Annotated in this window: 21 protein-coding genes; 2 read left to right on the forward strand and 19 right to left on the reverse strand. The window is 66.7% G+C overall.

Annotation, left to right across the window (positions count from 1 at the left end; genetic code table 11):
- The first annotated feature begins 89 nt into the window (after window positions 1-89).
- The gene (locus tag ACP7AS_RS09635; RefSeq protein ID WP_426028650.1) at window positions 90-1,874 is read left to right on the forward strand and encodes an acyl-CoA dehydrogenase; all 1,785 of its coding nucleotides are present in this window, start codon (window positions 90-92) and stop codon (window positions 1,872-1,874) included.
- 285 nt (window positions 1,875-2,159) lie between these two features.
- Here ACP7AS_RS09635 and lpdA read toward each other — a convergent pair whose 3' ends face one another.
- The 15 genes from lpdA to lipA all read right to left on the reverse strand — a co-directional run bounded on the left by lpdA (window position 2,160) and on the right by lipA (window position 14,509).
- Complete coding sequence (gene lpdA / locus ACP7AS_RS09640; RefSeq protein ID WP_426028651.1) at window positions 2,160-3,578, reverse strand: dihydrolipoyl dehydrogenase; 1,419 nt, start codon at window positions 3,576-3,578, stop codon at window positions 2,160-2,162.
- A 1-nt stretch (window position 3,579) separates the two neighbouring features.
- A complete protein-coding gene (locus ACP7AS_RS09645) occupies window positions 3,580-4,059 on the reverse strand; it encodes a glutathione peroxidase (protein WP_426028652.1) in 480 nt (159 codons plus the stop codon).
- A gap of 13 nt (window positions 4,060-4,072) precedes the next feature.
- A complete protein-coding gene (locus tag ACP7AS_RS09650; RefSeq protein WP_426028653.1) occupies window positions 4,073-5,338 on the reverse strand; it encodes a pyruvate dehydrogenase complex dihydrolipoamide acetyltransferase in 1,266 nt (421 codons plus the stop codon).
- Window positions 5,335-5,652: a DUF5076 domain-containing protein gene (locus ACP7AS_RS09655; RefSeq protein WP_426028654.1), complete on the reverse strand. Its 318-nt coding sequence runs from the start codon at window positions 5,650-5,652 to the stop codon at window positions 5,335-5,337. The genes ACP7AS_RS09650 and ACP7AS_RS09655 overlap by 4 nt, the downstream gene beginning before the upstream one ends.
- Window positions 5,649-6,989 carry a pyruvate dehydrogenase complex E1 component subunit beta gene (locus ACP7AS_RS09660; RefSeq protein WP_426028655.1) on the reverse strand — a complete coding sequence of 447 codons (1,341 nt, stop codon included), beginning with the start codon at window positions 6,987-6,989 and terminating at the stop codon, window positions 5,649-5,651. The genes ACP7AS_RS09655 and ACP7AS_RS09660 overlap by 4 nt, the downstream gene beginning before the upstream one ends.
- Before the next feature lie 2 nt (window positions 6,990-6,991).
- The gene (pdhA, locus tag ACP7AS_RS09665) at window positions 6,992-8,020 is read right to left on the reverse strand and encodes a pyruvate dehydrogenase (acetyl-transferring) E1 component subunit alpha (RefSeq protein ID WP_426028656.1); all 1,029 of its coding nucleotides are present in this window, start codon (window positions 8,018-8,020) and stop codon (window positions 6,992-6,994) included.
- Between the two features lie 125 nt (window positions 8,021-8,145).
- Window positions 8,146-8,463: an FtsB family cell division protein gene (locus ACP7AS_RS09670; RefSeq protein ID WP_426028791.1), complete on the reverse strand. Its 318-nt coding sequence runs from the start codon at window positions 8,461-8,463 to the stop codon at window positions 8,146-8,148.
- Window positions 8,464-8,573: 110 nt separating this feature from the next.
- Complete coding sequence (gene eno, locus ACP7AS_RS09675; RefSeq protein WP_426028657.1) at window positions 8,574-9,854, reverse strand: phosphopyruvate hydratase; 1,281 nt, start codon at window positions 9,852-9,854, stop codon at window positions 8,574-8,576.
- Window positions 9,855-9,925: 71 nt separating this feature from the next.
- Window positions 9,926-10,537 carry a hypothetical protein gene (locus ACP7AS_RS09680; protein WP_426028658.1) on the reverse strand — a complete coding sequence of 204 codons (612 nt, stop codon included), beginning with the start codon at window positions 10,535-10,537 and terminating at the stop codon, window positions 9,926-9,928.
- A 94-nt stretch (window positions 10,538-10,631) separates the two neighbouring features.
- Window positions 10,632-10,814: a 50S ribosomal protein L32 gene (rpmF, locus tag ACP7AS_RS09685; RefSeq protein WP_055830178.1), complete on the reverse strand. Its 183-nt coding sequence runs from the start codon at window positions 10,812-10,814 to the stop codon at window positions 10,632-10,634.
- A 107-nt stretch (window positions 10,815-10,921) separates the two neighbouring features.
- Window positions 10,922-11,452 carry a GNAT family N-acetyltransferase gene (locus ACP7AS_RS09690; protein WP_426028659.1) on the reverse strand — a complete coding sequence of 177 codons (531 nt, stop codon included), beginning with the start codon at window positions 11,450-11,452 and terminating at the stop codon, window positions 10,922-10,924.
- Window positions 11,449-11,979 carry a GNAT family N-acetyltransferase gene (locus tag ACP7AS_RS09695; RefSeq protein WP_426028660.1) on the reverse strand — a complete coding sequence of 177 codons (531 nt, stop codon included), beginning with the start codon at window positions 11,977-11,979 and terminating at the stop codon, window positions 11,449-11,451. Before ACP7AS_RS09695 ends, ACP7AS_RS09690 begins: the two co-directional genes overlap by 4 nt.
- Window positions 11,972-13,087, reverse strand: coding sequence for an NAD(P)/FAD-dependent oxidoreductase (locus tag ACP7AS_RS09700; RefSeq protein WP_426028661.1), 1,116 nt, complete (start codon window positions 13,085-13,087; stop codon window positions 11,972-11,974). Before ACP7AS_RS09700 ends, ACP7AS_RS09695 begins: the two co-directional genes overlap by 8 nt.
- Complete coding sequence (locus ACP7AS_RS09705) at window positions 13,084-13,539, reverse strand: type II toxin-antitoxin system RatA family toxin (protein ID WP_426028662.1); 456 nt, start codon at window positions 13,537-13,539, stop codon at window positions 13,084-13,086. The genes ACP7AS_RS09700 and ACP7AS_RS09705 overlap by 4 nt, the downstream gene beginning before the upstream one ends.
- A 7-nt stretch (window positions 13,540-13,546) precedes the next feature.
- Window positions 13,547-14,509 carry a lipoyl synthase gene (gene lipA, locus ACP7AS_RS09710; protein WP_426028663.1) on the reverse strand — a complete coding sequence of 321 codons (963 nt, stop codon included), beginning with the start codon at window positions 14,507-14,509 and terminating at the stop codon, window positions 13,547-13,549.
- 163 nt (window positions 14,510-14,672) lie between these two features.
- On the opposite strand from lipA, the gene ACP7AS_RS09715 reads away from it, so the two are divergent.
- Entirely contained in the window at window positions 14,673-16,232 is a 1,560-nt protein-coding gene (locus ACP7AS_RS09715; RefSeq protein WP_426028664.1) for an AMP-binding protein, read from the forward strand.
- Window positions 16,233-16,244: 12 nt separating this feature from the next.
- Here ACP7AS_RS09715 and ygiD read toward each other — a convergent pair whose 3' ends face one another.
- The 4 genes from ygiD to ACP7AS_RS09735 all read right to left on the reverse strand — a co-directional run bounded on the left by ygiD (window position 16,245) and on the right by ACP7AS_RS09735 (window position 19,070).
- Window positions 16,245-17,000, reverse strand: coding sequence for a 4,5-DOPA dioxygenase extradiol (ygiD, locus tag ACP7AS_RS09720; protein WP_426028665.1), 756 nt, complete (start codon window positions 16,998-17,000; stop codon window positions 16,245-16,247).
- On the reverse strand, window positions 17,000-17,602 hold the full coding sequence (wrbA, locus tag ACP7AS_RS09725; RefSeq protein WP_426028666.1) for an NAD(P)H:quinone oxidoreductase: 603 nt from the start codon (window positions 17,600-17,602) through the stop codon (window positions 17,000-17,002). Before wrbA ends, ygiD begins: the two co-directional genes overlap by 1 nt.
- Window positions 17,603-17,724: 122 nt before the next feature.
- A complete protein-coding gene (locus ACP7AS_RS09730) occupies window positions 17,725-18,180 on the reverse strand; it encodes a hypothetical protein (protein ID WP_426028667.1) in 456 nt (151 codons plus the stop codon).
- Window positions 18,177-19,070: a D-alanyl-D-alanine carboxypeptidase family protein gene (locus ACP7AS_RS09735; RefSeq protein ID WP_426028668.1), complete on the reverse strand. Its 894-nt coding sequence runs from the start codon at window positions 19,068-19,070 to the stop codon at window positions 18,177-18,179. The genes ACP7AS_RS09730 and ACP7AS_RS09735 overlap by 4 nt, the downstream gene beginning before the upstream one ends.
- Window positions 19,071-19,150 lie beyond the last annotated feature (80 nt).

Here is a 19,150-nt window from a genome sequence, read left to right on the forward strand (position 1 = left end):
TCGCGCCAGGGCTTCGCCAAGCCCTACTTGCATGCCGCGGCGGCAAGGCGGCATGAACATTCCACCCCCTTCGAACCGAGACCATCGCCATGACCTACCGTGCCCCCGTCCGCGACATCGCCTTCACGCTTCAGGCCGTCGCCGGCATCGACCAGGTGGCTGCCAGCGGAGCTTTTCCGGACTATGATCCTGACGTGCTCGGTGCCGTGCTCGAAGCCGCGGCGCAGTTTTCGGAAGGGGTGCTCGCCCCGCTGAACCGGATCGGCGACCAGAAGGGCTCGATCTTCGCCAACGGAACCGTGACCTCCGCGCCGGGCTTCGCCGACGCCTATCGGCATTTCGCCGAGGGCGGCTGGACCGGCCTGTCCGCCCCCGTCCACGCCGGTGGTCAGCAACTGCCCAAGGCGCTGGAACTCGCCGCCTATGAGACCGTCCACGCCGCCAACATGGCCTTCGGCCTGTGCCCCATGCTGTCGCTGGCGGCGATCGAGGCGCTGGAGGCGCACGGCACGCCCTCGCAGAAGGACATCTATCTGACGAAGCTGGTATCCGGCGAATGGACCGGGGCCATGGTTTTGACCGAGCCCCAGGCCGGGTCGGACCTCGGGGCCCTGACCACCACGGCGACGCCGAACGGCGACGGGACGTATGCCCTGAACGGCCAGAAGATCTACATCACCTGGGGCGACCACGACGCCACCGACAACATCGTCCACCTCGTGCTGGCCCGCCTGCCCGATGCGCCGCCCGGGCCCAAGGGCATCAGCCTGTTCCTGTCCTCGAAATACCTCGTCAAGCCCGACGGAACGTTGGGCGACCGCAACGGCTTCCGCCCCGTGGGCGTCGAGCACAAGCTCGGCATCCACGCCTCGCCCACCTGCGTCATGGCCTATGAGGGCGCGACCGCCGAACTGGTCGGCCAGCCCAATCAGGGCCTGGCCCACATGTTCATCATGATGAACGCCGCCCGCCTCGCCGTCGGGGTCCAAGGCGTCGGCATCGCCGAGCGGGCGTATCAGCACGCCTTGGCCTATGCCCGCGACCGGCGGCAGGGCCGGTCGGTCTGGACCGGCGAGGCCAACGCCCCGATCATCGATCATCCGGATGTCCGCCGCACCCTGTCAGTGATGAAGGCGAAGATCGCCGCCGCCCGCGCCATCTGCCTGTCCACCGGAGTCGCCGCCGATCTGGCGAAGCACGCGGCGACCGAGGAAGAGCGCCGCCGCTGGAAGGGCCGCGAGGACCTGTTCACCCCGATCGCCAAGGCCTGGTCGACCGACGTCGGCTGCGAGGTCGCCTCGCAGGGCATCCAGATTCACGGCGGCATGGGCTTCATCGAGGAGACCGGCGCGGCCCAGCATTACCGCGACGCCCGCATCGCCCCGATCTACGAAGGCACCAACGGGATCCAGGCCATGGATCTGGTCGGCCGCAAGCTGTCGCAGGACGGCGGGCAGGCCGCCCATGACCTGATCGCCGACATGAAGGCGACGCTGGAGCGGCTGCCGCGACTGTTCTCCGGCCAGCCGGTCACGGCCTTCGCAGACGCCGTCGCGGCGGTGGAAGGTGCCACGGTCTGGATCCTCGACCGCAAGGCCGCTGCCGACGGCGCCGCCGACGTTCTGGCCGCGGCTGACGCCTATCTGAAACTGGTCGGCGATGTCGTCGGCGGCTGGATGCTGGCCCAGGGCGCACTGTACGCCCGTGACCAGCTGGACGGCGGCCAGGGTGACCCGGCATGGCTGGAAGGCAAGATCACCCTGTACGAGGTCTATGCCGTCAATGTGCTCGCCGGGGCCGGCAGCCACATGGCTGCGGTCCGTCAGGGCGGCGCGTTGCTGGAACGGATGAGCGCGGACGTGCTGGCGGGATAAGGCGCTTGTCATCCCGGCCGAAGCGAAGCGGAGAGCCGGGACGGGCAGGACGGCCCTAGCCTCTTGATCACGGACAGCCCGCTTGGGCTGAGCCGGGAGGCAGCCGGACGCCGCACGGGGCTATTTTGAAGGCGGCGAAGGAAACTCCAGGACCGGGTTTTGCAGCCACCCGTCTCCCGGCTCAGCCCAAGCGGGCTGTCCGGGAGGAGCCAAGGGGCAGCATGCCGTCCCGGATCGCCGCTTCGCGGCGTCCGGGATGACAAGGAGTCCGGACCTGGTCGGAGGTCAGATGTGGATCACCCGCCCGTAGGCATCCAGCGCGGCCTCGTGCATGGCCTCGGACATGGTCGGGTGGGGATAGACGATGCCGTGGATGTCTTCCTCGGTCGCTTCCATGGCGATGGCGGTGACATAGCCCTGGATCATCTCGGTGACCTCGGCGCCGATCATATGGGCACCGATCAGGGCTCCCGTCGTCGCGTCAAAGATCACCTTCACAAAGCCGTCGGTATCGCCCGAGGCGATCGCCTTGCCGTTCACCTTGAAGGGGAAGCGGCCGATCCTGACCTCGCGCTTCGCCTCGCGTGCGCCCTGTTCCGTGATCCCGACAGAGGCGACCTGCGGCTGGGCATAGGTGCAGCCGGCGATCGGCGAGTGGACGTTGGGGGTCTTGAAGCCGGCGATGTGTTCGGCGGCGTGGATGCCCTCGTGCGAGGCCTTGTGCGCCAGCCAGGGCGCGCCGGCGCAGTCGCCGATGGCGTAGAGCCCCTTCACATTGGTCTGGCAGTGACCGTCGATGGTGATGTGGCCGCGCTCCATGTTGACGCCCAGCGCCTCCAGACCGATGCCATCCGTATTGGCGGTGATGCCGACCGCCGAGATGCAGACCTCGGCCTCGAGAATCTCGGCCTTGCCGGCGGCCTCGATGGCCACCTGCACGCCCTTGCCGCCCTTCGACACCTTCGTGACCTTGCAGCCGGTGCGGAATTTCAGGCCGCGCCTTTCGAAGGACTTCTGCGCCGCCTTTGACACCTCTTCGTCCTCGACCGGCATGATGCGGTCCACGGCCTCGACGACGGTCACCTCGGCACCCAGCGCGCGGTAGAAGCTGCCGAACTCGATGCCGATGGCACCCGAGCCGATGACGACGATCGATGCGGGCATGGTCTTGGGGGCCATGGCCTCGCGATAGGCCCAGATTCGGTCGCCGTCGGCCTCGAGGCCGATCTGCGGGATGGCCTTGGCGCGGGCACCGACGGCCAGCATGACTACCCTGGCCTCAACCGTGCGCGACCCGCCGGCCTTCAGGGCGATGATCACTTTCGGCGCGGCAGCACCCTTTTCCAGCTTCGCCGAACCCTCGATGACCTCGATCTTGTTCTTCTTCATCAGATAGCCGACGCCGGAGTTCAGCTGCTTCGCCACGCCACGCGAGCGGGCGATGATGGCGGCGAAGTCGAAACCGACCTTGTCCGCCGACAGGCCGAAGTCCTTCAGGTGCGACAGGCTTTCGTATTTCTCGCCGGACTTGAGCAGCGCCTTGGTCGGGATACAGCCCCAGTTGAGGCAGACCCCACCCAGATTCTCACGCTCGACGATGGCGACCTTCAGACCCAGCTGGCTGGCGCGGATGGCCGCGACATAGCCGCCGGGACCCGAACCGATGACGATGAGGTCGAACTCAGAACCGGGCGTCGTGGCCATGTCAGATCAGCTTCTCGATGTCGGCGGCGATGGCCGAAGGTTCGACCTGGGGGGCATAGCGGGCGATGACACGCCCCTCCCGATCGGTCAGGAATTTGGTGAAATTCCACTTGATGTCGCGGCTGCCGAGGAAGCCCTTTTTCTCGCTGGTCAGCCAGGCATAGAGCGGATGCCGGTTCGGGCCGTTGACCTCGACCTTGTCGAACATCGGGAAGTCGACGCCGTAGGTGGTGGAGCAGAAGCTGGCGATCTCGGCGGCCTTGCCGGGCTCCTGCGCGCCGAACTGGTTGCAGGGAAACCCCAGCACTTCGAATGGCTTGTCGGCGTAATCACGATGCAGCGCCTCAAGACCCGCATACTGGCCGGTGAAGCCGCATTTGGACGCCGTATTGACGATCAGCAGGGCCTTGCCACGATACTGACCGAGCGACTGTTCGGTCCCGCCGATGGCCGTGGCTTTGAAGTCAAAGACCGAAGTCATGGGGCGTCTCCGCTCAGGCCAGCATGGTGACGGGGTCTTCGATCATCGCCTTGAACGCCTGCAGGAAGCGGGCACCGACCGCGCCGTCCACCACGCGGTGATCACAGGTCAGGGTCACGGTCATCACCGTCGCCACGGCCAGCTGGCCGTCCCTGGCCACGGCGCGAGGCTCGCCGGCCCCGACGCTCATGATAGCACCCTGGGGCTCGTTGATGATCGAGGCGAACGACCTGATGCCGAACATGCCCAGGTTCGAGACCGAGAAGGTGCCGCCCTGGAACTCCTCGGGCTTCAGCTTGCGGTCACGGGCGCGCTTGGCCAGATCCTTGGACTCGGTGGCGATCTGCGACAGGGACTTGGTCTCGGCAGCGCGGATGATCGGGGTGATCAGCCCGCCGTCGATCGCCACCGCCATCGCCACATCGGCGTGGTGGTGCATGGCGATGCCTTCGGGCGAGTAGGAGGCGTTCGCCTCCGGCACCGCCTTCAGCGCCATGGCCGAGGCCTTGATGACGAAGTCGTTCACCGAGACCTTCACGCCCGACTTCTCGAGCATCGCATTGACCTTGGCCCGGGAGGCCAGCAGGCCGTCGATCTCGCAATCGATGGTCAGGGGGAAATGCGGCACGTCGCGGAAGCTGTCGGTCAGACGGCGGGCGATCGCCTTGCGCATGCCGTCCAGCGGGATCAGGTCATAGCTGCCGTCCGGAATGCCCATCTGGGCAAGGGACTGGACCTTGCGGACCTCGCCGGCCGGTGCCGGGGCGGTTGATCCGGCGGGAGCCTGGGCCCCGCCCTTGGCACCCTCGACGTCGCGTTTGACGATGCGGCCGTGCGGGCCGCTGCCCTTGATCGATTTCAGATCGACGCCGTTCCGGGCAGCGATACGGCGGGCCAGCGGTGAGGCGAAGACGCGTTCGCCGTCGACCTTCGCCGGAGCGGGCGCGGATTTCTCAGCGGCGGCGGGCGCGGACGTGGCCTCGGCCTTGGGCGCTTCAGCCTGAGCCGCGGCGGCCTTCGGCGCGGGAGCGGCCGCGCCGCCCTCGTCCTTCAACCGCGCGATCGGCGTATTGACCTTCACGCCTTCCGTGCCCTCGGCCACCAGAATGTCGGTGATCTGACCCTCGTCGACGGCCTCGACCTCCATGGTCGCCTTGTCGGTCTCGATCTCGGCGATGACGTCACCGGCCTTGACCGTGTCGCCGACCTTGACGTGCCATTTGGCCAGAACGCCCTCTTCCATCGTGGGCGACAGGGCGGGCATCAGGATGTCGGTCATTGCACGCCACCCGGCCCGGAGACGGGCTCGGCCACGGTCTCCACGTTGTCCGACTTGATCACGTCAGACAGGCCCTGGAGGATCCGCTGGTAGGCCTGACGTTCGTTGTGGCCGTGCCGAACCGCATAGCCGTGCGCCATGTGCTTGGCGGCATAGGCCAGCATCTGCCCGAACTGGAGCGGGTCGTTGAAGGCCGGCTTGACCGACATCACCGGCTCGCCCTTCGACCACCACATGCGCATGATCTCGATCGCCTCGGCGTCGGCGGCGACACTCTCGGGCGTCTTCAGCTGGTGTTCTTCGGGCTCACTCATGCCATCACCTTCTTCACAGCGGCGACGATCTTGTCCACGCCCGGCAGCGACAGGGTTTCCAGATTGGCGGCGTAGGGCAGCGGCACGTCTTCCTGGTGCACCCGCAACGGGGGGGCATCCAGATAGTCAAACGCATGCTCGATCACCCGGGCCACGACCTCGGCGCCGACGCCCATCGGACCCCAGCCTTCCTCGGCCGAGACCAGACGGCTGGTCTTTTTCACGCTCTCGACGATGGTTTCATGGTCCAGAGGACGCAGGGTCCGCAGGTCGACGACCTCGCAGGAGATGCCCTCCCCGGCCAGCTGTTCGGCGGCCTGGAGGGCGAAACCGACCATACGGCTGTGGGAAGTGATCGTGACGTCGGTCCCCTCGCGGCGGACCTTGGCCTTGCCGATCGGGACCAGCCAGTCCTCGACGTCCGGCACGTCGAACTCCAGCCCGTACATCATCTCGTGCTCGAGGAAGACCACAGGGTTGGGGTCGCGGATGGCGGCCTTCATCAGCCCCTTGGCGTCGGCGGCGTCATAAGGCGCGATCACCTTCAGGCCGGGCACCTGGGCGTACCAGGCGGAATAGTCCTGGCTGTGCTGGGCCCCGACGCGGCTGGCCGCGCCGTTGGGCCCGCGGAAGACGATGCTCGCGCGGATCTGGCCGCCCGACATGTACAGCGTCTTGGCCGCCGAATTGATGATGTGGTCGATGGCCTGCATGGCGAAGTTGAAGGTCATGAACTCGACGATCGGCTTCAGCCCCGCCATGGCGGCGCCGACGCCCAGGCCGGCGAAGCCATGCTCGGTGATCGGGGTGTCGACGACGCGCTTGTCGCCGAACTCCTGCAGCAGCTCCCGGCTGACCTTGTAGGCGCCCTGGTACTGGGCGACCTCCTCGCCGATCAGGAAGACCTTGTCGTCACGACGCATCTCCTCGGCCATGGCGTCGCGCAGGGCATCGCGGATGGTCGTCTTGACCAGTTTGGCACCGGCCGGGATTTCGGGGTCGTGAAGCTCGACCTTCGGGACGGCCAAGGGCGCGGCAGGCGTTTCCGGCTCGGCCGCGGGCGCAGCTTCGGCCTTGGGTGCGGGTGAAGCCGCCCCGCCCTCACCCGCCAGTCGCGCGATCGGCGTGTTGACCTTCACGTTGTCGGACCCTTCGGCCACGAGAATTTCCAGCACCTCGCCCTCGTCGACGGCCTCGACCTCCATGGTCGCCTTGTCGGTCTCGATCTCGGCGATGACGTCACCGGCCTTGACCGTGTCCCCCGCCTTGATGTGCCATTTGGTCAGCGTGCCCTCTTCCATCGTGGGGGACAGCGCCGGCATCAGAATGTCGGTCACGGTCAGGCCTCCACGTAGACGTCGGTGTAGAGCTCGGACGGGTCCGGCTCCGGGCTTTCCTGGGCGAACTGGACCGCCTCGGCGACGATGATCTTGACCTCGTTGTCGACGGCCTTGATCTCGTCCTCGGTGGCTTTCGCCTGTTCCAGCAGCATCTTCACATGGTCGATAGGATCGCGGGTCTTCTTGACCTCGTCGACCTCTTCCTTGGCGCGGTATTTGGCCGGATCGCTCATGGAATGGCCACGATAGCGATAGGTCTTCATCTCGAGAATGAAGGGGCCGCCGCCCTCACGCGCGCGTTTCACGGCCTTGGCCACGGCGTCGCGGACGGCCAGCACATCCATGCCGTCGACCTGTTCGCCGGGGATGCCGAAGCTGGAGCCCCGCTCGCTCAGCTGGGTCGTGGACGACGAGCGTTCGATGCTCGTGCCCATGGCGTACTGGTTGTTCTCGATGATGTAGATGGCCGGCAGCTTCCAAAGCTGGGCCATGTTGAAGCTCTCATAGACCTGGCCCTGGTTGGCCGCGCCGTCGCCGAAATAGATGAAGGCGACCGAATCATCCCCGCGATAGCGGCCCGAGAAGGCCAGGCCCGTGCCCAGCGCCACCTGCGCCCCGACGATGCCGTGGCCGCCGTAGAAGCCCGTGGCGGTGTCGAACATGTGCATCGACCCGCCCTTGCCCTTGGACGAGCCGCCGATGCGACCGGTCAACTCGGCCATGACCTGTTTCGGGTCCATGCCGGCGCACAGCATGTGGCCGTGGTCGCGATAGCCGGTGATGATCTTGTCGTGACCCTGGCGCACGCTCTCCTGCACGCCCACCGCCACGGCCTCCTGGCCGATATAGAGGTGACAGAAGCCGCCGATCAGACCCATGCCGTAAAGCTGGCCCGCACGCTCCTCGAACCGGCGGATGAGGACCATCTCGCGGTAGAATCGCAGCAGGTCTTCTTTCGAAGCCGCCGGCGTGTTGGGCAGTTTTGTCGCCTTGCTGGAATCAGCTTTGGCGGCGGGGGCTTTCGCCATCCGTCATCTCCCGGCTGGGCCCTCGCCAAATGGCAGGATGCAGGGCCTCTTGTCGTTACGGAAAGGGGCTTTAGCAGCCTTCGTTCCCGAAACGCAAAGCGCTCCGGTCAAGCTGTAACCAAAGTTCACGCGCGGGGGGCCGGCCCCGGTGCCGTCACCGGCGTGGCAATGCGAATGACGTAGTCGCGCGGGTCACTGAAGCCCAGAACGGCCCGTGCGCGCTCTTCCAGCAGATCGCGGGACAGGCTGTCTGTGCGCAGGTAGCGAACGCGAACCTCAAGGTCGCGCCGCTGCTCCATGATTCCCGACAACTGGGCCTCGCGGCGCACGAGCATGGCGTCGCGCTCATGCCCACTCAGCAGCCCCCGCTGGCCCGTCAGGGCCTGTACGCCAAAATAGGCGATCAGCAACAGCAGGATGGCGGACGGAAAATACGGCTTCATACGTTCGGGCACTAGGAACGCTCCTTCTGAGCGTGGACTCAAGATCAACAGAGTCTGTCCGAAAATGCCTAACGAACCGTAGCTTGGCCGTAAGAACTGCCGCCCGCTTGCTACCGGTTCAGCAGCATGCCGTCGCCGAAATAGGCCCCCTGGTCGCCCAGCATTTCCTCGATGCGGAGCAGCTGGTTGTATTTGGCCGTGCGGTCCGAGCGGGCCAGGGAGCCCGTCTTGATCTGTCCGCAGTTGGTGGCGACGGCCAGGTCGGCGATGGTCGCATCCTCGGTCTCGCCCGAACGGTGGCTCATGACGGCGGTGTAGCCGGCACGATGGGCCATATCGACGGCGTCCAGAGTCTCGGACAAGGTCCCGATCTGGTTGACCTTTACCAGAATGGAGTTGGCCAGCCCCTCGCCGATGCCGGCAGCCAGTCGGGCCGGGTTGGTGACGAACAGGTCGTCACCGACGATCTGGCAGCGATCGCCCAGACGCTCGGTCAGCAGCCGCCAGCCGTCGAAATCGTCTTCCGCGCAGCCGTCCTCAATCGAGACAATCGGGAAGCGTTCGCACAGGTCGGCGAGGTAGTTGACCATGGCCTCGGCCTCGAGCGTCTTGCCCTCGCCGGCCATCACGTATTTGCCGTCCTTGAAGAATTCGGTCGCGGCGACGTCGAGGCCGAGGTGGAAATCCTCGCCGGCCAGGTAGCCGGCCGCCTGGCCCGCGCGGGTGATGAAGCTCAGTGCTTCCTCGGCCGAGGCCAGGTTGGGGGCGAAACCACCCTCATCGCCGACATTGGTGTTGTGGCCGGCGTCCTTGAGCTGCGTCCTCAGGGCATGGAAGATTTCCGAGCCCATGCGCAGAGCTTCGGAAAAGCTCTCGGCCCCGGTCGGCAGGATCATGAACTCCTGGATGTCGATCGGATTGTCGGCATGGGCCCCGCCGTTGATGATGTTCATCATCGGCGTCGGCAGGATGCGGGCCGAGACGCCGCCCAGGTAACGATGCAGCGGCAGGCCCGAGGAGATGGCGCTGGCCTTGGCCACGGCCAGGGACACGCCAAGGATGGCGTTGGCGCCCAGCCGACCCTTGTTCTCGGTACCGTCCAGCGCGATCAGGGCTTCGTCGATGCGGCGCTGGTCCTCGGCGTCCATACCGGACAGGGCGTCGAAGATCTCGCCGTTGACGTTGTCGACCGCCTTGCCGACCCCCTTGCCGCCCCACAGGTCCTTGTCGCCGTCGCGCAGTTCGACCGCCTCATGCGCGCCCGTGGACGCGCCCGAGGGCACCGAGGCGCGGCCGAAGCTGCCGTCGTCGAGGATCACATCGACCTCGACCGTCGGATTGCCGCGGCTGTCGAGGATCTGGCGGGCAACGATGTCGGCAATGTCGGTCATGAGGGCGCTCTGCTGTCAGGGAGTTCGGCGGGGTTTACCGCAGCCCCCGCCGAATCGCCAACCTCAACCCGTCAGGCGCAGCCCTCGACATACTGGATGCTGGGTCCGCCGACAGCCACATGCTCGACCCGGCCGTCGGTTCCAATGTGATAGCTGAGGCCGCGTGCGGCCGGATCCTGGACGTAGCCGGCCGCGCCGCCGCGGCTCCAGGCCGTGACATATTCCGCAGGCGCGGGGCTGTATTTGTGCGGGCTCGTGGTCGCCGCCTTGCCATAGGCCGTCTTGATGGCGGCGGCCTGATCACCGACACCGAAACCACGATCAGTCTTCAGGGTCGCACCCCGGTCCAGCCAGAGACTGGTCAGCGCGCCGTCCTCGACCATCACCCGCAGCCCTTGCGGGGCCCTCGCCGGATGGAAGATGTCGCAAGACGCCGGATCGGGACCGCCGACGGTGCCCGGACTGGAATCGGCCCCCAGGGCGGTCTCGACCTCGGCGCGGGTCATGCCGATTCGCAGCGGGCCCCAGCCTTCGGCCGTCACAGCGTTGTTAGTGGCGGGAGTTGGGGGCGTCGCCGGCGGGGCGGGTACAGCGGCCGGTGCGGCGGGTCCGGGTTCCGCATCGGGCGCGCCACAGGCAGCCAGCAGCAGCACGGTGGTCGTCAGCAACAGGGGGCGGATCATGGGCCTGGCTCCTTTGGTTCGGAGCATCAACGCATGAAAACGGCGCGCGGGTCACCGCGCGCCGTCAATCCTTCAGCCGAAGCCTTGAAAAGACCTAGTCTTCCTTGGGCGTCAGAACCTGACGGCCGCGATAGGTGCCGGTCTTCAGGTCGATGTGGTGCGAACGGCGCAGCTCGCCCGTGTCCTTGTCCTCGGTATAGGGATTGGTCCCCAGCGAGTCGTGGGCGCGGCGCATGTTGCGACGCGAGGGCGATACTTTGCGCTTCGGAACGGCCATGTCCGTCTCAATCTTCTAACTCGGCGCTGCAGGAGCGCGAAAACAACAGCGGCGGCCCGAAAGAGCCGCCAGCGAGGGCGGGCTTATGCCTCAACCCGGCCCGGAGTTCAAGCGGGAGCTTGTCCGGCCACCCTGGAGGCCCGATCCGCCCGCGACAGCGCGTAGTAGAAGCTGTCCTTCCAGACGCCGCCCACGTTCCAGGTGCGCTCTGCAAAGCCGGTTCTGACGAAGCCCAGCCGCTGCAGCAGGCGAATCGAGGCCGCGTTCTCCGGATCGACGTCGGCGGTCAGGATGTCGAGGTCGCGTGTCTCGAACACATGGTCGATCGCGGCCCCCACGGCCTCGGCGGCGAGCCCCTGCCCCCAGACATCGGGATGCAGGATATAGCCGACCTCGGGCAATCTCCAGAACCCGGCCTTGCCGATCACCCGGCCGTCCAGCTCGATGACGAAGTCAAGATGGTCGGGACCATTGGCGATCATGGCGTCCAGCCACGTCCGGCTCTCGTCCAACGTCTCGTGCGGCGGGGTCGACCACCGGAGTGTGGCGCGCGGATCTGACAGGACAGCGTGCATCGCGTCCAGGTCTCCTGACTCGGCGGTGCGCAGCAGCAGACGCTCGGTGACGATCCGCGTCACGTGAGAGCCCGCTCCAGCACCACGAAGGCCAGATCACTTCGAAGGGGCACGCCGAAACGGGGGTCCGTAGTGGGAAATGGCCGCGTTTCGCCGGTCAGCGCATATCCCCGCCGCTCATACCAATCGATCAGCTCGGTCCGCTGAACGATAACCGTCATCTCCATACGATCAGCGGCGAGCCGGGAGCGGGCAATGGCCTCGGCCTGCTCGATCAGCCGGCGACCCAGTCCGCCACCCTGAAAGGTCGCATCGACGGTCAGCATGCCCAGATAGGCGAGCCCTTCGCCCTTGTCAGTCACATGGACGCAGCCGATCAGCAAACCGTCCCGTTCGGCCAGCACGATCACCTGGCCCGGATCGCCAATGCTTTCAGACAAAGCCTGTTCGTCGATGCGGGCCGCGTCCAGCAGATCGGCCTCGTGAGTCCAGCCCACCCGCGCCCGGTCGCCGCGGTAGGCATGGTGCACCAGCGGCTGGATCAGCGGCACGTCAGAAGCCGTCGCCGGGCGGAACGTCACGTCATCCATCAGTCAGCCTTCCCGCCACCGCCTCGCCAATTGCCAGCGAACTGGTCAGGCCGGGACTCTCGATGCCGAACAGGGCGACCAGACCGTCGATCCCGTGGTCTTCACGGCCGCGCAGCTGGAAATCTGGCTGCGCCTCCCCCGGCCCATGCAGCTTGGGCCGGATGCCGGCGTAGTCAGGGGTCAGGGCCCCGGCCGTAAGGCCGGGCCAGAAGCGGCGGATATAGCCCTCAAACTCGGCGGCCTTGGCGGCGTCGACCGAATAGTCCTCGGTTTCGACATAGGCCAGATCGGGCCCGAACACGGCCTGGCCACCCAGATCCTTGCGGTAGTGGGTGCCGAGCGCGCCGGGGATCGGCGGCGGATAGATCAGCCGCTCGAACGGAGCCTTGCCGGTCAGGCGGAAATAAACGCCCTTGCCGAAATGCCCGGCCGGGATGCGGTCAGCGGGATAGCCGGCGATCCGGGCCGCCACGGCCTGTGCAGCCAGCCCCGGCGCGGTGACCAGCAGCCGGGTGGTCAGGGTCGCCCCGGCCTCCCCGCCCGCGGTGATCTTAAACCCGCCGCCGGGCAGCGGCTCTGCCCGCTCGAACGGGGTCGAGACGACGACCGAGCCGCCCGCGTCCTCGATTTCACCCTGCAGGGCCAGCATATAGCCGTGGCTGTCGAACACCCCGCTCTCGGGTGACAGGATGGCGGCATGGGCGTTCAGCCCGGGCTCCAGCCCGCGGGCCTGTGACCCGGTCAAGTGCTCCAGCCCCTCGACGCCGTTGGCCGTCGCCTGCTGGAAGATCGCCTCGATCCGGTCCACCTCGGCCTCGTCCGTGGCCACGACCAGCTTGCCGCATCTGCGGTAGTCGACCTTGTGGCTCTCGAGAAAGGCGTACAGCGCGCGCCGCCCCTCGACGCAAAAATACGCCTTCAGTGACCCCGTCGGGTAGTAGAGCCCGCCGTGGATGACCTCGGAATTGCGCGACGAGACGCCCTGCCCGATATGCGGTTCCTTCTCCAGGACCAGAACCGACAGCCCCCGCTTCGCCAGCGCCCGGCCGCAGGCAAGGCCCACGGCCCCGGCCCCCACGACGACGGCGTCGAAGTCGAAATCGCTCACGGCTTTGGACCGAACCGCCGCGCGGCCTCCGCCTCGAACGAGCCGATCAGCATGGAGACCGCCCGCTCGAAATTGGACTGGAGCGCCGCGTTCAGCAGCGGGGATTTGAAGGCAAAATCGATCGTGAACTCCAGCCGCGTGCCTTTGGGGTCCTCATGGAACTCCCAGCGGTTCTTCAGGTGCCGGAACGGTCCACGCAACAATCCGACCTCGACCAGCGGCGCATTGCGGTCATGCCGGACCCAGGTCGAGAACCGCTCCTTGAGGAACGAAAACCCCACCTGCGCTTCGGCATCGAGCAGATCGACACCGGCACTTTCCTCGCGGCGGTTCCAGACGCGCATGGACGTCACCCACCTGACGAAATTTGGGTAGCTCTCGACGTCCGCGACCAGCTGCGCGAGCTGGGCAGGGGTGTAGGGCAGGATGCGGGTGACGCGGTGGACGGCCAAGCGGTGGTCAGCGTCCGGTGTGCGAAAGGCGCGCCGCCTTCAGCCGTGCGAAGTCGTTTCCCGCATGGTGCGAACTGCGGGTCAGGGGTGAGGACGACACCATCAGGAAGCCCTTGGCCCGGGCGATGGCCTCATAGGCCTTGAACTCGTCCGGCGTGACGAACCGGTCGATGGCGGCGTGCTTGCGGGTCGGCTGCAGATACTGGCCGATGGTGATGAAGTCGACGCCGGCCGAACGCATGTCGTCCATGACCTGCATGACCTCTTCGCGGGTCTCGCCCAGGCCGACCATGATGCCGGACTTGGTGAACTGGTTGGGGTCGCGCTCCTTGACCATCTGCAGCAGGCGCAGACTGTGGAAGTAGCGGGCTCCGGGCCGGATCTTCAGATACAGCCGCGGCACGGTCTCGAGGTTGTGGTTGAAGACGTCGGGCGTCGAATCGATGACCACCTCGGCCGCGCCGTCCTTTCGCAGGAAGTCGGGCGTCAGGATCTCGATGGTCGTGTTCGGGGCCTGCAGGCGGATCTGGCGCACCACTTCGGCGAAATGGGCCGCACCGCCGTCAGCGACGTCATCCCGGTCGACGGAGGTGATGACGACATGGTTCAGACCCAGCTGCGCCACGGCCAGGCCGACCTTGCCCGGCTCTTCGGTGTCCAGTGGCTGGGGCAGGCCCGTCTTGACGTTGCAGAAGGCGCAGGCGCGCGTGCAGGTGTCGCCCATGATCATCAGGGTGGCGTGCTTCTGGCTCCAGCATTCGCCAATATTGGGGCAGGCCGCCTCTTCACAGACGGTGACCAGGCCCTTGGCCTTCACGATGGCCCTGGTCTCATTGTACTGGCCCGAGCCGGGGGCCTTGACGCGCAGCCAGTCGGGCTTGCGCAACACGGCCGTCTCCGGACGGTTCTGCTTTTCCGGATGACGCAATTCAGCCGGCGTCTTTGTCAGTGTATCGATCAGCGTGACCAAGGCGTCGCGGGCTCCGGGCTATGCGGAACCGCTATGTCGTCCTTCCGCGCGGCGAAGGCAAGGCAGGCTCAGGCTTCACGGCGGGTAACACATCTTTTCAAGCCGACATTGCGGCTCTAGTTTGCGCGCTCAACACAAGGCCGGGATAAACCCGGCACGGAGGATGTCTTTGCGCGTACCCCTGGACCCCAAGGCCGGCGAGGAGACGATCTTCGACGCCCTGATCGCGGCCCGCGAAAAGTACGGCGACAAGGAAATTCTGGAAGACCAGGACCGCAAGCCCCTGACCTATACGGGCCTGCTCCGGGCCGCCTTCGTGCTGGGTCGCAAGATTGCCGACATGACCGCGCCGGGCGAGCGGGTCGGTATCCTGCTGCCCTCGAGCATGGGCGTCGTCGTCACCTACTATGGCCTGCACGCCCACGGCCGTGTGCCGGTGATGCTGAATTTCACCTCGGGCGAGGCCAATATCAAGGCGGCGATCAAGGCGTCCGGCCTGAAGAAGATCCTCACCGCCAAACGCTTCGTCACACAGGCCAAGCTGGACGACCTGCTGGACGACCTGACCACGGTGGCCGAGATCGTCTGGCTGGACGATGTGCGCAAGACGATCGGCCTGCAGGACAAGGTCTATGGCCTGATGGCGGGCCTGATGCCCAAACGCTTCCGGGTGAAGACCGACCCGTCCTCGCCGGGCGTGGTGCTGTTCACCTCGGGCAGTTTCGGCGCGCCCAAGGGCGTGGTGCTCAGCCAGTGGAACCTGGTCGCCAACTGCCGTCAGGTGGCCCAGCATATCGCGCTGGATCCCGACTGGATCGTGCTCAATCCCCTGCCGACCTTCCACTGCTTCGGCCTGACCGGCGGGGTCCTTCTGCCGATCCTGAACGGGATGAAGGCCTTCCAGTACCCGTCGCCGCTGCACGCCAAACAGATCGTCGAGCTGATTCACGAGGTGAAGGCCTCGCTTCTGTTCGCCACGGACACCTTCCTGAACCAGTGGGCGCGCGTGGCCGGGCCGGACGACTTCGCCAGTCTGCAGTTCGTCGTGGCCGGCGCGGAAAAGGTGAAGGACGAAACCTATCACCTCTACAACACCAAATTTCACGGACTGAAGCTGCTCGAAGGCTATGGTGCCACCGAGGCCGCGCCCGTGGTGGCGGTCAATCATCCGGACCGCAATCGCCCCGGCACCGTCGGGCAGATGTTGCCCGGCATGGAATGGCGCATCGACCCGGTCGACGGCATTTCGGAGGGCGGCAGGCTGTTCCTGCGCGGTCCCAATGTCATGCGGGGCTATCTGTCGGCCGACGATCCGCAATCGATCGAGCCGCTGGCGGGCGGCTGGCACGACACGGGCGATATCGTCGACATCGACAAGGACGGCTATGTCGCCATCCTCGGTCGGGTAAAGCGGTTTGCCAAGATTGGCGGCGAGATGGTGTCCCTGACCGCCGTCGAGGGTCTGGCCAGCGCGGTCTGGCCCGACTCGCGTCACGCCGTCGTCTCCATCCCCGACAGCCGCAAGGGCGAGAAGCTGGTCCTCTTCACCGACCGCAACGACGCCGACGTCGCGCGCCTCGCCGAATGGGCCCGCAGCCACGGGGCCCCGGAACTGGCCGTGCCGAAAAAGATCATGCGCGTCGCCGAGGTGCCCGTGCTGGGCACCGGCAAGACCGACTATGTGTCGATCCAGCGGCTGGCGGAAATCGACAAGGCCGCCTGACCAGCGTCTCGACTAGCCGATCCGCACGCCCGTCATCGAGATCGAACCGCCGTCGATGACATCATTGAAGAAGCTGACGTCGTCGCCCGGCAGGCGCTGGGCGGCGACGTAGAGCAGCGGCAGAAAATGTTCGTCGGTCGGCACGCTCATCTGCGCGTCCCCGGCCAGTCCGACCCAGTTGATCAGCGCGCCGTCATCGCCACGGATCAGGGCCGATTTGACCGCCTCGTTGAAGCCGGTCGCCCACGGATAGGCGTCACCGCCCGTCCGTTTCCAGGTCCGCAGATTGTGCACGAAATCGCCAGAGCCGGCGATCACCACACCTTCATCACGCAAGGCCGACAGCTTGCGACCCAGGTCAAAATGTCCTTGGGCGTCCAGCGTGCGGTCCAGCGACAGCTGCACCACCGGCACATCCGCCTCGGGCCAGACGTGGGCCAGCACCGACCAGGTGCCGTGGTCCAGTCCCCAGTCCGTCGTCGGCGTCGCGCCGGTCAGCTCCGCAACCCGTCCTGCCAGATCGGGCGAGCCCGGTGCCGGGTATTGCATGGCGTGCAGGCTGTCGGGGAAGCCGCCGAAGTCGTGGATGGTCTGTGGCCACGCCTGCGCCGTCACACCCGGCCCATCGGTCTCCCAATGGGCCGAGATCATGACCACACCCTTCGGCTTGCCGATCGCCTCGCCGACCTCGCGCCAGACGTCCGCATAGGGACCGCCCAGCGCGTTCATCGGCGACCCGTGGCCAAAGAAGACGGCCGGCTGGCGCATCAGCCGAACAGCTTCTTGGCCGTCTCGGCAACATAGCGGCCCTGCCAGCGTGCGCCTTCCAGTTCGTTGGCGCTGGGCTGACGGGATCCGTCACCGCCGGTGATGGTCGTCGCACCGTAGGGCGAGCCGCCGGTCACTTCATCGATCCGCGACTGCCCGGCCCAGGCGTAGGGCAGGCCGGCGATCAGCATCCCGTGGTGCAGCAGGGTCTGGATCAGGCCGACCAGAGTCGTCTCCTGCCCGCCATGCTGGCTCGCCGTCGACGTGAAGGCAGAGCCGACCTTGCCGACCAGCGCGCCCTTCATCCACACGCCGCCGCTCTGATCCCAGAAATTGCGCATCTGCGACGACGCGGTACCGTAGCGGGTGCCCGCGCCGACGATCACGGCGTCATAGGTCTCCAGGTCGGCCACCGTGGCGATCGGCGCCGCTTGGTCCAGCTTGTAGCCACTGGCCTTCGCCAGTTCGTCCGGCACAAGTTCCGGGACACGTTTGATGTCCACCACCGCGCCTTCGATCGAGCGGGCCCCCTCGGCCACGGCCTCGGCCATGGTTTCGATGTGGCCGTAGGTAGAGTGATAGAGAACCAGAATCCGAGGCATGAAGCCCTCCAGGAAATGCACGGCACCATTCCGTAACAGTACCTGTGCTTGATGTAGGGCATCGGTGCCGGGCCGCAAGCGCCTCGGGATGAAAACTTGCTGCGGGTGCGTCTGTTCCGTCCCTAAGGACCGATCGGACAAACCCGGTCATAGAAGGCGCGATCGGCGGGCGCGCCCTGCCCGCGCATCAGCCGAAAGCGGTGCTCGACCACCATCGCCTGCTGCTCGATGTTCAATCCGCCCCAGGTGCAATCCACCCCGACGGGATACCGGTAGGATGAGGGCCGGTCCCCCGCCTGCAGCTTGCCCTTCAACAAATTCACCCCCTGCTGGGCCTGCCAGACATGCGTCAGCTCGTGGATAAAGGTCGCCTGGAACCGGATCGGCGCGACCGCCAGATCGACGGGCAGCGAGCCTCCCGGCCAGACGATCCAGTCACGGCCGAACCAGCGCCCTGCCACAAAGGCACGGTCGAACGGCCAGGGAGACGACAGGAACCGGACCGGATCGAGCGCCAGGGCATCGCCGAACGACGCCTCGGCCAGCGCCCGCTCACCGTTCGTCAGTATACGGATCATTGACCGGCGTAACCGCCTGTCGGGCTGACCCACTCCCAATGCCAGGGCTCATAGACATAGGGGGTAAAGCCGAAACGCCCGGCGTTCCTCACCATCCAGCGGTAGGTCGGGGTTCGGGTCATGTGCAGCCGACTGGCCGGCGAGGTGTCGTCGACGCCCAGGTCCTCGAGACGGCCGACAAACAGGTCCACCGCCGTTCCGGTCCGGTGCGGCGAGCAGACCGCGCGTCTCAGGCCGTCGCAATTGCCGGACGCCGCACATCGGGCCGCGTCCGCCTCGGGGTCGCGAAAGCCGGAAAAGATCTGCAGCAGTTCGGGGTCGTTCGCCATCTCCGGTACCTCCGCGCGGGCGGCGGCGACCATGCGGCGGTAGGCGTCCAGCACGTCGCGCCGCAGCAGCCGGGTCAGGCGATCGGCGTGCTCTTCCGCCTCCACCAGATAGCCGAGCTGATAGAGCGGCGGCGGGTCGGGGCACGGCTCCTGGCGCACCCGCGCCATGATGAAGGGCCGGCGCTCCTGCCACAGGCCGCGGAAGGTCTGGAAGGTCGCCGCGTCGAACCAGCCGGTCGGCGGCAGGCCATGCTCGATCTGGAACTCGGCCATCCGCCGCGCGAACACCGGCGAGCTGGGGGCGCAGTCCGTCGCCAGCTCATGCTGAACCAGCGGCAGATAGGTCTCCCAGCCATATTCGGTGGGCCCGAACGGCTTCCATTCCATCCGCTGCCACGAGGTGCCGTTGGCGAAGGCCGGGCCGGCCCATTCGATCGGATCGGCGTCGCAGACCTCGGCCTTGCCCGACTGTGGCACCCGCCCGCGAGTCTGGGCCTCGGCCGCCGTCGCCACGAACAGGCTGGCGGCGCTCAACAGCAGCAGGATCAGACGCGTCGGCATCCGGTGATGGTGGCCCTGTCTGTGTGGCCGCCGCAAGGCCCTTGAGACGCATTGGCCCCGGGCTCGCACGTGACGCTCAA

It is taken from the genome of Brevundimonas sp. TWP2-3-4b2 (assembly GCF_049897345.1).
In the GTDB taxonomy this organism is placed as follows: Bacteria; Pseudomonadota; Alphaproteobacteria; order Caulobacterales; family Caulobacteraceae; genus Brevundimonas.

Bases quoted from the DNA above. Each gene is read 5' to 3' on its own strand.
- ACP7AS_RS09635 (WP_426028650.1), top strand. From the start codon at position 90: ATGACCTACCGTGCCCCCGTCCGCGACATCGCCTTCACGCTTCAGGCC.
- lpdA (WP_426028651.1), bottom strand. From the start codon at position 3,578: ATGGCCACGACGCCCGGTTCTGAGTTCGACCTCATCGTCATCGGTTCG.
- ACP7AS_RS09645 (WP_426028652.1), bottom strand. From the start codon at position 4,059: ATGACTTCGGTCTTTGACTTCAAAGCCACGGCCATCGGCGGGACCGAA.
- ACP7AS_RS09650 (WP_426028653.1), bottom strand. From the start codon at position 5,338: ATGACCGACATCCTGATGCCCGCCCTGTCGCCCACGATGGAAGAGGGC.
- ACP7AS_RS09655 (WP_426028654.1), bottom strand. From the start codon at position 5,652: ATGAGTGAGCCCGAAGAACACCAGCTGAAGACGCCCGAGAGTGTCGCC.
- pdhA (WP_426028656.1), bottom strand. From the start codon at position 8,020: ATGGCGAAAGCCCCCGCCGCCAAAGCTGATTCCAGCAAGGCGACAAAA.
- ACP7AS_RS09670 (WP_426028791.1), bottom strand. From the start codon at position 8,463: ATGAAGCCGTATTTTCCGTCCGCCATCCTGCTGTTGCTGATCGCCTAT.
- eno (WP_426028657.1), bottom strand. From the start codon at position 9,854: ATGACCGACATTGCCGACATCGTTGCCCGCCAGATCCTCGACAGCCGC.
- ACP7AS_RS09680 (WP_426028658.1), bottom strand. From the start codon at position 10,537: ATGATCCGCCCCCTGTTGCTGACGACCACCGTGCTGCTGCTGGCTGCC.
- rpmF (WP_055830178.1), bottom strand. From the start codon at position 10,814: ATGGCCGTTCCGAAGCGCAAAGTATCGCCCTCGCGTCGCAACATGCGC.
- ACP7AS_RS09695 (WP_426028660.1), bottom strand. From the start codon at position 11,979: ATGGATGACGTGACGTTCCGCCCGGCGACGGCTTCTGACGTGCCGCTG.
- ACP7AS_RS09715 (WP_426028664.1), top strand. From the start codon at position 14,673: ATGTCTTTGCGCGTACCCCTGGACCCCAAGGCCGGCGAGGAGACGATC.
- ygiD (WP_426028665.1), bottom strand. From the start codon at position 17,000: ATGCGCCAGCCGGCCGTCTTCTTTGGCCACGGGTCGCCGATGAACGCG.
- wrbA (WP_426028666.1), bottom strand. From the start codon at position 17,602: ATGCCTCGGATTCTGGTTCTCTATCACTCTACCTACGGCCACATCGAA.
- ACP7AS_RS09730 (WP_426028667.1), bottom strand. From the start codon at position 18,180: ATGATCCGTATACTGACGAACGGTGAGCGGGCGCTGGCCGAGGCGTCG.
- ACP7AS_RS09735 (WP_426028668.1), bottom strand. From the start codon at position 19,070: ATGCCGACGCGTCTGATCCTGCTGCTGTTGAGCGCCGCCAGCCTGTTC.